Below are 10,953 nucleotides of genomic sequence, written 5' to 3' on the forward strand. Positions count from 1 at the left end.
ATTGCGGTCTTTTTAGGTGGAGGAGTGCTAGCTGAAATGTGGTATAATAAGAGGTAATAGAGTTTGGAAAGTGAGAGAGAATGATTTCAAAGAGATTAGAATTAGTGGCTTCCTTTGTGCCACAGGGAGCCATTTTATTAGATGTGGGAAGTGACCATGCTTATCTGCCTATCGACTTGGTCGAGAGAGGCCAAATTAAAAGTGCTATTGCAGGTGAGGTGGTGGAAGGTCCCTACCAGTCCGCAGTCAAAAACGTTGAAGCTCATGGTCTAAAGGAGAAAATCCAAGTCCGTTTAGCCAATGGGCTGGCAGCTTTTGAAGAGGCAGACCAAGTGTCTGTCATTACCATTGCTGGTATGGGTGGTCGTTTGATTACTAGGATCTTAGAAGAAGGCTTGGACAAGTTAGCTAATGTAGAACGATTGATCCTCCAGCCTAATAATCGTGAAGACGATTTGCGTATCTGGTTACAAGAGAACGGATTTCAGATTGTGGCTGAAAGCATCTTAGAAGAAGCTGGCAAGTTTTATGAGATTTTGGTGGTGGAAGTAGGACAAATGAAGCTATCAGCCAGTGATGTTCGCTTTGGACCTTTCTTGTGCAAAGAGGTCAGTCCAGTCTTTGTCCAAAAATGGCAAAAAGAATCTGTTAAGCTAGAGTTTGCCCTTGGACAAATCCCTGAAAAAAATTTGGAAGAACGTCAAGTTCTAGTAGATAAGATTCAAGCCATCAAGGAGGTTCTTCATGCTAGCAAGTGAAGTAATTAACGCATATGAAGCCTTTTGCCCTCAGGAATTTTCCATGGAGGGAGACAGTCGTGGTCTGCAAATTGGCACTTTAGACAAGGATATCCAAAGGGTCATGGTGGCTCTGGATATTCGTGAAGAAACAGTGGCTGAAGCTATTGAAAAGGGTGTGGACTTGATTATCGTCAAGCACGCGCCGATTTTCCGTCCCATCAAGGATTTGGTAGCTAGCCGTCCGCAAAATCAGATTTACATCGACCTGATCAAGCATGACATCGCAGTTTATGTTAGCCATACCAATATTGACATCGTTGAAAATGGTCTCAATGACTGGTTCTGCCAGATGCTAGGTATCGAGGAAACGACTTATCTGCAGGAAACAGGTGCTGAACGTGGGATTGGACGTATTGGGAATGTTCAGCCTCAGACCTTTAGGGATTTTGCTCAACATGTCAAGCAAGTCTTTGGTCTAGATAGTCTTCGAATGGTGCATTATCAAGAGGGTGATTTGCAGAAGTCTATTTCAAGAGTGGCCATCTGTGGTGGTAGCGGGCAGTCATTCTATAAGGATGCCTTAGCTAAGGGAGCAGATGTCTATATTACTGGTGATATCTACTATCACACTGCCCAAGATATGCTGTCTGATGGTTTGCTAGCATTGGACCCAGGTCACTATATTGAAGTGCTTTTTGTGGAAAAAATTGCAGAGCTTCTTAATCAATGGAAAGGAGAAAAGGGCTGGACAATCGATATTGTACCTAGTCAAGCATCGACCAATCCTTTCCACCATATCTAGTTAGAAAGTGAAAACAATGAAAAAAGTTGCTATTATCGGAGCAGGAATTGTGGGAGCAACAGCTGCCTACTACCTCTCGAAAGAAAGTGACCTAGAGGTGACCGTTTTTGACCATGGACAGGGTCAGGCAACCAAGGCTGCAGCAGGAATTATCAGTCCTTGGTTTTCCAAACGCCGCAATAAAGCTTGGTACAAGATGGCGCGCTTGGGGGCTGATTTTTATGTGGATTTATTGGCTGATTTAGAGAAGTCAGGACAAGAGATCGACTTTTACCAGCGTTCGGGAGTCTTTCTCCTGAAAAAGGATGAAACTAAGTTGGAAGAACTCTATCAACTAGCCCTCCAGCGCAGAGAAGAATCTCCCTTGATAGGGCAATTAGCCATTCTGGACCCAGCATCAGCTAATGAATTATTCCCTGGCTTACAGGGATTTGACCGCTTGCTCTATGCTTCTGGTGGAGCGAGAGTAGATGGTCAACTCTTAGTGACTCGTTTGCTGGAAGCCAGTCAGGTCAAGCTGGTCAAAGAAAAAGTGAGTCTGACACCGTTAGCATCAGGCTACCAGATTGGCGAAGAGGTGTTTGATCAGGTTATTTTGGCGACTGGAGCTTGGTTGGGGGATATGTTAGAACCCTTGGGTTATGAAGTGGATGTTCGTCCCCAAAAAGGACAACTCCGAGATTATTGGCTTGCCCAAGACATGGAATCTTATCCTGTGATTATGCCAGAAGGGGAGTGGGATCTGATTCCTTTTGTAGGTGGGAAATTATCTTTAGGCGCTACTCATGAAAATGATATGGGTTTTGATTTGACGGTGGATGAAACCTTGCTCCAGCAAATGGAGGAGGCGGCCCTGCCTTGCTATCCTAGTTTAGTAGAAGCTACCAGAGCTGGTGAGCGTGTGGGAATCCGTGCCTACACTAGTGATTTCTCACCTTTCTTTGGGCAGGTGCCAGAATTGGCAGGTGTCTATGCTGCTAGTGGACTAGGTTCATCAGGCCTCACAACTGGTCCTATCATTGGTTACCATCTAGCTCAACTGATCCAAGACAAGGAGTTGACTTTGGACCCTCTAAACTACCCAATTGAAAACTATGTCAAACGAGTAAAAAGCGAATAATACTCAATGAAAATCAAAGAACAAACTAGGAAACTAGCCGCGGGCTGGTCAAAGCACTGCTTTGAGGTTGTGGATAGAACTGACGAAGTCAGTAACATATATATGACAAGGCGACGTTGACGCGGTTTGAAGAGATTTTCGAAGAGTATAAGAATTTTACTGAAATTTTATCCTCCCCTCTAGGATGGCAAATGACATTCCCTATCAAAAATGGTAAAATAAGAAAAAATAATCCAAGAATCGAGGAAAAAAGATGCAAGAAAAGATTTTGGTGACGGGTGGAGCTGGTTTTATCGGAACTCACACTGTTATTGAGTTAATCCAAGCTGGTCATCAGATTGTTGTGGTGGATAACCTTGTTAACAGCAACCGTAAAAGTTTAGAAGTTGTTGAGAGAATTACAGGAGTTGAGATTCCTTTCTATGAGGCAGATATCCGTGATACAGATACTCTTCGTGACATTTTCAAACAAGAAGAACCAACAGGGGTCATTCACTTTGCTGGTTTGAAGGCTGTTGGCGAATCAACACGTATCCCTCTTGCCTACTATGACAACAATATCGCTGGAACTGTTAGTCTTTTGAAAGCCATGGAAGAAAACAACTGTAAAAACATCATTTTTAGTTCTTCTGCGACAGTTTACGGAGATCCGCATACAGTGCCCATCTTGGAAGATTTCCCACTTTCAGTGACCAATCCATACGGTCGTACCAAACTCATGTTAGAGGAAATTTTGACGGATATCTACAAGGCAGACTCAGAATGGAATGTTGTCTTGCTTCGTTACTTTAACCCAATCGGAGCCCATGAGAGTGGAGATTTGGGAGAAAATCCAAACGGTATTCCAAACAATCTCTTGCCATATGTGACTCAAGTAGCCGTTGGAAAATTAGAGCAAGTACAAGTGTTTGGAGATGATTACGATACCGAAGACGGAACTGGTGTTCGTGACTATATCCACGTTGTTGACTTGGCTAAAGGTCACGTTGCAGCTCTGAAAAAAATCCAAAAAGGCTCAGGTCTAAACGTTTATAACCTTGGCACAGGTAAAGGCTACTCAGTTCTTGAAATTATCCAAAATATGGAAAAAGCAGTGGGACGCTCAATTCCTTACCGCATCGTAGACCGTCGCCCAGGGGACATCGCAGCCTGCTATTCAGATCCTGCAAAAGCCAAAGCAGAACTTGGCTGGGAAGCAGAGTTAGGCATCACCCAAATGTGTGAAGACGCATGGCGTTGGCAAAGCAAGCATCCAAATGGATTTGAATACTAAGATGGTGATGTCAATCATTGTCCCCTGTTTAAACGAAGAGGAAGTGCTTCCTCTTTTTTATCAGGCTTTGGAAACTTTACTCCCGGATTTGGAAACAGAAATCGAGTATGTCTTTGTTGACGATGGATCAAGTGATGGGACTTTGGAACTCTTAAAGTCCTATCGGGAACAAAATCCGGCAGTGCATTATATTTCTTTTTCACGAAACTTTGGCAAAGAAGCAGCTCTGTATGCAGGCTTACAATATGCGACAGGAGACCTAGTGGTGGTGATGGATGCGGACCTCCAAGATCCTCCTAGTATGCTGCTTGAGATGAAAAATTTACTAGACCAGAATGCAGATTTAGACTGTGTAGGAACACGGAGAACTAGTCGGGAGGGAGAGCCCTTCTTTCGCAGTTTCTGTGCTGATCTCTTTTACCGCCTCATGCAAAAAATTAGCCCAGTAGCCCTGCCCTCAGGTGTTCGTGATTTTCGTATGATGAGAAGGTCTGTAGTCGATGCCATTTTAAGTTTGACCGAGTCCAATCGTTTTTCTAAGGGACTCTTTGCCTGGGTCGGCTTTAAAACCCACTATCTGGACTATCCAAATGTCGAAAGGCAGGCTGGCAAGACCAGTTGGAGTTTTAGGCAACTTTTTTTCTACTCCATTGAAGGGATTGTTAATTTTTCAGATTTTCCCTTGATTATCGCCTTTGTTGCAGGTCTCTTATCTTGCTTTGTTTCTCTAATAATGACCTTTTTTGTTGTGGTGCGGACTCTCATTTTGGGCAATCCGACATCAGGTTGGACCTCTCTGATGGCTGTCATTCTCTTTCTTGGAGGCATTCAACTCTTGACCATTGGGATTCTCGGCAAGTACATCAGTAAAATTTATTTGGAGACTAAAAAAAGACCACTTTATCTTATCAAAGAAAAAAGTGACCTTCCTGATTTTACAGAAAAAAATAAAGTGAAAAGACTATAATTTTACATGGAAATGTGCTAAACTAGAGGGAGTGGATTATCGCCATTGATTTAGGCTTCCTGGTTTCCAATCAGGGCGCGAGTTGGGCAATTTTTAACAGCCTCTAAGACATCCTGACTAGGAGAAATTTCTTTTTCCAGCTGGTCAAGATCATCGTAAAAACGCACGATTCCATTATCGTGGTAATCAAATAAATCAGAATAAGTTTGGCAAAGTCCACAGGCGATACATCGTTCAGGTATAAGTGTGATTTTCATGTTCATATTTATATTGTAATAAGAAAAGTAAAAAAAAACAAGGAGTAGGGTATGGAAAAAGAACCGTGGCAAGAAGATATTTATGATCAAGAAGAATCAAGAGCAGAGCGTCGGCATCGAAACCACGGAGGGGCTGATAGGATGGCTAATCGTATTTTGACGATCCTAGCTAGTATTTTCTTTGTAATTGTGGTGGTGATGGTCATCGTTCTCATCTATCTATCATCGGGGGGGAGTAATCGCACAGCAGCCTTAAAAGACTTTCATGATTCTGATGCAAGTGTAGCACAAGTCTCATCTTCAAGCAGTTCCCAGCCTGAGCAAAGTTCAGAGCCAGAATCTACTTCTAGTAGTTCAGAAGAAGCTACTAATCCTGAAGGAACGATTAAAGTTCTCGCAGGAGAAGGGGAAGCAGCTATTGCCGCTCGTGCAGGAATCTCCATTGCTCAGTTAGAGGCCTTGAATCCTGGGCATATGGCTACAGGGTCTTGGTTTGCTAATCCAGGTGATGTTATAAAAATAAAATAGGAGCCGATATGAAAACAATTCAAATTGCTATTGACGGTCCTGCTTCAAGTGGTAAGAGTACGGTCGCAAAGATTATTGCCAAGGATTTTGGATACACCTACCTAGATACAGGTGCCATGTATCGTGCGGCAACCTATATGGCTCTCAAGAACCAGTTAGGAGTGGAAGAGATTGAGGAGCTTTTAGCCTTATTGGACCAGCATCCAATCAGTTTTGGACGCTCAGAAACTGGAGAACAGCTTGTCTTTGTAGGAGATGTGGATATTACCCATCCTATCCGTGAAAATGAAGTGACCAATCATGTTTCTGCTATTGCAGCAATTCCTGAAGTGCGTGAGAAACTGGTTTCCCTCCAACAAGAAATTGCCCAACAAGGCGGGATTGTCATGGATGGTCGCGATATTGGAACTGTTGTATTGCCACAAGCAGAATTAAAAATTTTCCTAGTAGCTTCTGTTGATGAGAGAGCAGAGCGCCGTTACAAGGAAAATATCGCCAAGGGAATTGAAACAGACCTTGAAACTTTAAAAGAGGAAATTGCTGCGCGTGACTACAAGGATAGTCATCGTGAGACTTCGCCTCTCAAACAAGCAGAGGATGCAGTTTACCTTGATACAACTGGATTGAACATTCAAGAAGTAGTTGAAAAAATCAAAGCAGAAGCTGAAAAAAGAATGTAGATATAGAAAAGCCGATAGATGGATATCGGTTTTTTTCTATATTTGTCAAAATGCTGATTTTAGGGTATAATAGTTGCTGTTCGAGAAATTTTGATTTTCAAAGAATAGTGAATGATGATAAGGAGAAACCATGAACAACTTACCAAATTGCCCACAATGTAACTCAGAGTATGTTTACGAAGACGGTGTCCTACTGGTTTGCCCAGAGTGTGCTTATGAGTGGAATCCTACTGAAGTTGCAGATGTAGAAGAGGGTCTTGTCGCTATCGATGCCAACGGAAATAAATTGGCTGACGGTGATACAGTAACTCTCATCAAGGACTTGAAAGTAAAAGGTGCGCCAAAAGATTTGAAACAAGGGACGCGCGTGAAAAATATCCGCATCGTAGAAGGCGACCACAATATCGACTGTAAGATTGATGGCTTTGGTGCCATGAAACTCAAATCAGAGTTTGTGAAGAAGATTTAAGTATGTCAAAACACTATAAATTTGTATTTTATAGCCGTATCTTCTTGTTTCTAGCGGCTTTTACGGGAGTTTATCTTGAAATTACCAAGCATGGTGGATTTGGGATGCTGCTCTATTATACGGTTCTGTCCAACCTCTTGGTAACTATTTTTACCCTTTATCTCCTAAAGGTGATGAGCCGTGTAGGTGAAAATTGGCAAAGGCCAAGTCTCTTGCGCTTAAAAGGTGGAGTCACCATGAGTATCATGATTACCTGTGTGATTTACCATTTCCTCTTAGCGCCTATTGCGACTAATTTCTATACCCTAGAAAATTTCCTTTGCCACTATATCGTTCCCCTCTGGTTTTTTGCAGATACCCTCTTTTTTGACAAACAGGGTCAATACAAGATTTGGGATCCAATTGTGTGGACGATTTTACCCTTGCTGTATATGATGTTTGCTCTCTTTAATGGTTTGGTTTTAAAACTCAATATTCCAAATGCCAAGGATAATCCTTTCCCTTACTTCTTTTTGAATGTGAACAAGGGTTGGGATGTCGTATTCAAGTGGTGTCTGATTATCTTTGTTGCCTATATGGTGGCGGGATTTATCTTCTACTTTATTAAGCAAATCAAGAGAAAGTCATCATAATACACAAGGAAGGGATTCATTTTCGAGTTTAAGAAGGAGTCTATACATCAAAGAGACTTCTTCTTTTCTTGCTTTTTTGATAACTATCAAAAAATAGAAGATTAAGAGAAAGATAGAAAGAGATTTCATGAAACAATTTTTAGAACGGGCCAGTATTTTGGCTCTCTCCCTCGTTTTGATTACGTCCTTTTCGATTTCAAGTGCCCTGCCAGCCATGTTTGACTATTATCAAGGTTATCCTAAGGAACAAATTGAGCTCTTGGCGAGCTTACCTTCCTTTGGAATCATGATGATGTTATTACTAAATGGTTTCTTAGAAAAAATATTTCCTGAGCGCTTACAAATTAGTTTGGGATTGCTGATTTTATCACTGAGTGGAACAGCACCCTTTTGGTATCAAGCCTATCCTTTTGTATTTGGAACACGGATTCTTTTTGGTTTGGGAGTTGGGATGATTAATGCCAAGGCTATTTCTATCATCAGTGAGCGTTATCAAGGGAAAACGCGAATTCAGATGTTAGGGCTACGCGGTTCTGCAGAGGTTGTTGGGGCTTCTCTCATCACTTTGGCAGTCGGTCAGTTGTTGGCCTTTGGTTGGAAAGCTACTTTCTTAGCTTATAGTGCTGGATTTTTGGTACTGATCCTTTATCTGCTCTTTGTCCCTTATGGAAAGGAAAAGAAAGAAGTCAAGAAAAAAACGAAGGAAGCAAGTTGCTTAACTCGGGAAATGAAGGGCTTGATTTTTACCTTAGCTATTGAAGCGGCAGTTGTAGTTTGTACCAATACGGCTATTACTATTCGTATTCCAAGTTTGATGGTGGAAAGAGGGCTTGGAGATGCCCAGTTATCTAGTTTTGTTCTTAGTGTCATGCAGTTGATTGGGATTGTGGCTGGTGTGAGTTTCTCTTTCTTGATTTCTATCTTTAAAGAGAAATTGCTCCTATGGTCCGGTATTACCTTTGGCTTAGGGCAAATTGTGATTGCCTTGTCTCCATCCTTGTGGGTGGTAGTGGCAGGAAGCATTCTTGCTGGTTTTGCCTACAGTGTAGCCTTGACGACAGTCTTTCAACTTGTCTCTGAACGAATTCCAGCTAAACTCCTCAATCAAGCCACTTCATTTGCTGTATTAGGCTGTAGTTTCGGAGCCTTTACGACCCCATTTGTTCTAGGTGCAATTGGGTTACTAACTCACAATGGCATGTTGGTCTTTAGTATCTTAGGAGGTTGGTTGATTGTAACCTCTATCTTTGTCATGTACCTACTCCAAAAGAGAGCTTAGGATTGGTTTCCTAGGTTTTTCTTTTGAGTTTTTTGTACCCAGACAATATTTATTTTAGAACCTTGTCTACAGATTAATTTCTTGATAAAATAGAAGTTATGACGAGATATAAAGCAACTATTTCCTATGATGGTTACGCCTTTGCTGGTTTTCAGCGCCAGCCTCATGCTCGGAGCGTTCAGGAAGAAATTGAAAAAACCTTGACGAGACTCAATAAAGGGCAAGACATTACTGTTCACGGTGCTGGTAGGACTGATAGTGGGGTTCATGCTTTGGGACAGGTGATTCATTTTGACCTGCCTTATCAAATGGACGAGGAGAAACTTCGATTTGCTCTTGACACCCAGTCCCCTGAAGATATCGATGTGATTTCGATTGAGCTCGTGGCGGATGATTTTCATTGTCGTTATGCCAAGCATAGCAAGACCTATGAGTTTATCGTGGATAGAGGACGTCCCAAAAATCCGATGCGCCGTCACTATGCAACCCACTTCCCTTACCTACTTGATGTGGAGAGGATGCAGGAGGCCGTCAAAAAGCTAGAAGGAACCCATGATTTCACTGGCTTTACAGCCTCTGGGACTAGTGTAGAGGATAAGGTTCGCACTATTACAGAAGCCAGTCTTAGGGTTGATGAGACAGGCCAGTTTTTGACTTTTACCTTTTCAGGAAATGGTTTCTTGTATAAACAGATTCGCAATATGGTGGGGACACTGCTCAAAATCGGCAACAAGCGTATGCCAGTAGAGCAGATTGACCTCATCTTGGAGAAAAAGGACAGGCAGCTTGCAGGTCCCACTGCAGCACCAAATGGTTTATATTTAAAGGAGATTCGTTATGAAGAATAATCGTATTTTAGCACTTTCTGGAAATGATATTTTTAGTGGTGGTGGCCTGTCAGCTGATTTGGCTACCTATACTTTGAACGGCTTGCATGGCTTTGTAGCAGTGACTTGTTTGACAGCCTTGACAGAAAAAGGATTTGAAGTCTTTCCAACTGACGATACCATTTTTCAACATGAATTGGATAGCTTGCGTGATGTGGAGTTTGGGGGAATTAAGATTGGTCTTCTCCCTACTGTCAGTGTGGCTGAGAAGGCATTGGACTTTATCAAGAAACGCCCAGGAGTGCCTGTGGTTCTGGATCCTGTCTTGGTCTGCAAGGAAACGCACGACGTAGCAGTTAGTGAACTCTGCCAAGAGTTGATTCGCTTTTTCCCTCATGTCAGTGTGATTACACCTAATCTTCCTGAAGCAGAATTATTGACAGGTCAGGAAATCAAAACCTTGGAAGACATGAAAGCCGCAGCGCAGAAATTGCATGACTTAGGAGCGCCAGCAGTCATTATCAAGGGAGGCAATCGCCTTAGTCAGGACAAGGCTGTAGATGTCTTTTATGATGGACAAAACTTTACAGTCCTAGAAGATCCTGTCATTCAAGGGCAAAATGCTGGTGCAGGTTGTACCTTTGCCTCTAGCATTGCCAGTCGCTTGGTTAAAGGTGATGAACTTTTACCAGCAGTAGAAAGCTCTAAGGCTTTCGTTTATCGTGCCATTGCACAAGCAGATCAGTATGGAGTAAGACAATATGAAGCAAACAAAAACAACTAAAATAGCCCTTGTATCCCTCTTAACCGCCCTTTCTGTGGTTCTAGGTTATTTCTTAAAAATCCCAACACCGACAGGAATTCTAACTCTTTTAGATGCGGGTATCTTCTTTACGGCCTTCTACTTTGGTAGTCGTGAAGGGGCTGTAGTCGGAGGACTGGCAGGTTTCTTGATTGACCTCTTATCAGGCTATCCTCAGTGGATGTTCTTTAGCTTGGTCAACCATGGCTTGCAGGGATTTTTCGCAGGATTTAAAGGAAAAACTCAGTGGTTAGGCCTTATCTTAGCAACGATTGCCATGGTAGGGGGTTACGCCTTGGGTTCTACATTGATGAATGGCTGGGCTGCAGCCCTACCAGAAATCCTACCAAATTTCATGCAAAATATTGTAGGGATGATTGTAGGATTTATCCTTAGTCAAAGTATCAAGAAGATTAAGTAAAGAGGCTGAGTCAAAAGTCTTTCAAATAAGAAAAACGCATACTATCAGGTGTTGAAAACCTTGATAGTATGCGTTTTATTGTGGGAAGATTTTATACTCTTCAAAAATCTCTTCAAACCGCGTCAACGTCGCCTTGTCGTAGATATGGTTACTGAC

Annotated in this window: 14 protein-coding genes; 13 read left to right on the forward strand and 1 reads right to left on the reverse strand. The window is 42.3% G+C overall.

The window, feature by feature from the left end; genetic code table 11:
• The first annotated feature begins 80 nt into the window (after window positions 1-80).
• The 5 genes from HT696_RS07340 to HT696_RS07360 all read left to right on the forward strand — a co-directional run bounded on the left by HT696_RS07340 (window position 81) and on the right by HT696_RS07360 (window position 4,902).
• A complete protein-coding gene (locus tag HT696_RS07340) occupies window positions 81-758 on the forward strand; it encodes a tRNA (adenine(22)-N(1))-methyltransferase TrmK (protein WP_173283481.1) in 678 nt (225 codons plus the stop codon).
• The gene (locus HT696_RS07345) at window positions 745-1,542 is read left to right on the forward strand and encodes a Nif3-like dinuclear metal center hexameric protein (protein ID WP_173283482.1); all 798 of its coding nucleotides are present in this window, start codon (window positions 745-747) and stop codon (window positions 1,540-1,542) included. The genes HT696_RS07340 and HT696_RS07345 overlap by 14 nt, the downstream gene beginning before the upstream one ends.
• A 16-nt stretch (window positions 1,543-1,558) precedes the next feature.
• Window positions 1,559-2,662: an FAD-dependent oxidoreductase gene (locus tag HT696_RS07350; protein WP_173283483.1), complete on the forward strand. Its 1,104-nt coding sequence runs from the start codon at window positions 1,559-1,561 to the stop codon at window positions 2,660-2,662.
• 253 nt (window positions 2,663-2,915) lie between these two features.
• Entirely contained in the window at window positions 2,916-3,935 is a 1,020-nt protein-coding gene (gene galE, locus HT696_RS07355; protein ID WP_173283484.1) for a UDP-glucose 4-epimerase GalE, read from the forward strand.
• A gap of 1 nt (window position 3,936) precedes the next feature.
• Entirely contained in the window at window positions 3,937-4,902 is a 966-nt protein-coding gene (locus HT696_RS07360) for a glycosyltransferase family 2 protein (RefSeq protein WP_173283507.1), read from the forward strand.
• A gap of 50 nt (window positions 4,903-4,952) precedes the next feature.
• On the opposite strand, the gene HT696_RS07365 is transcribed toward HT696_RS07360, so the two are convergent.
• Entirely contained in the window at window positions 4,953-5,159 is a 207-nt protein-coding gene (locus HT696_RS07365) for a ferredoxin (protein WP_173283485.1), read from the reverse strand.
• Between the two features lie 51 nt (window positions 5,160-5,210).
• On the opposite strand from HT696_RS07365, the gene HT696_RS07370 reads away from it, so the two are divergent.
• From HT696_RS07370 to HT696_RS07405, 8 genes are all read left to right on the forward strand, one after another.
• Window positions 5,211-5,687, forward strand: coding sequence for an SAG1386/EF1546 family surface-associated protein (locus HT696_RS07370; protein WP_173283486.1), 477 nt, complete (start codon window positions 5,211-5,213; stop codon window positions 5,685-5,687).
• 8 nt (window positions 5,688-5,695) lie between these two features.
• Window positions 5,696-6,367: a (d)CMP kinase gene (gene cmk, locus HT696_RS07375; RefSeq protein ID WP_153193213.1), complete on the forward strand. Its 672-nt coding sequence runs from the start codon at window positions 5,696-5,698 to the stop codon at window positions 6,365-6,367.
• 130 nt (window positions 6,368-6,497) lie between these two features.
• Window positions 6,498-6,836, forward strand: a complete 339-nt coding sequence (locus HT696_RS07380) for a zinc ribbon domain-containing protein YjdM (protein ID WP_173283487.1) — start codon at window positions 6,498-6,500, stop codon at window positions 6,834-6,836.
• Between the two features lie 2 nt (window positions 6,837-6,838).
• Window positions 6,839-7,468 carry a Pr6Pr family membrane protein gene (locus HT696_RS07385; protein WP_173218579.1) on the forward strand — a complete coding sequence of 210 codons (630 nt, stop codon included), beginning with the start codon at window positions 6,839-6,841 and terminating at the stop codon, window positions 7,466-7,468.
• A gap of 127 nt (window positions 7,469-7,595) precedes the next feature.
• Window positions 7,596-8,747, forward strand: coding sequence for an MFS transporter (locus HT696_RS07390; RefSeq protein WP_173283488.1), 1,152 nt, complete (start codon window positions 7,596-7,598; stop codon window positions 8,745-8,747).
• Between the two features lie 98 nt (window positions 8,748-8,845).
• Window positions 8,846-9,595, forward strand: coding sequence for a tRNA pseudouridine(38-40) synthase TruA (gene truA / locus HT696_RS07395; protein WP_173283489.1), 750 nt, complete (start codon window positions 8,846-8,848; stop codon window positions 9,593-9,595).
• On the forward strand, window positions 9,585-10,358 hold the full coding sequence (locus HT696_RS07400; RefSeq protein ID WP_173283490.1) for a bifunctional hydroxymethylpyrimidine kinase/phosphomethylpyrimidine kinase: 774 nt from the start codon (window positions 9,585-9,587) through the stop codon (window positions 10,356-10,358). The genes truA and HT696_RS07400 overlap by 11 nt, the downstream gene beginning before the upstream one ends.
• On the forward strand, window positions 10,336-10,797 hold the full coding sequence (locus HT696_RS07405; RefSeq protein ID WP_173283491.1) for an ECF transporter S component: 462 nt from the start codon (window positions 10,336-10,338) through the stop codon (window positions 10,795-10,797). Before HT696_RS07400 ends, HT696_RS07405 begins: the two co-directional genes overlap by 23 nt.
• Window positions 10,798-10,953 lie beyond the last annotated feature (156 nt).

Origin of the sequence: Streptococcus sp. 9903 (assembly GCF_013276625.1) — a bacterium.
In the GTDB taxonomy this organism is placed as follows: domain Bacteria; phylum Bacillota; class Bacilli; order Lactobacillales; family Streptococcaceae; genus Streptococcus.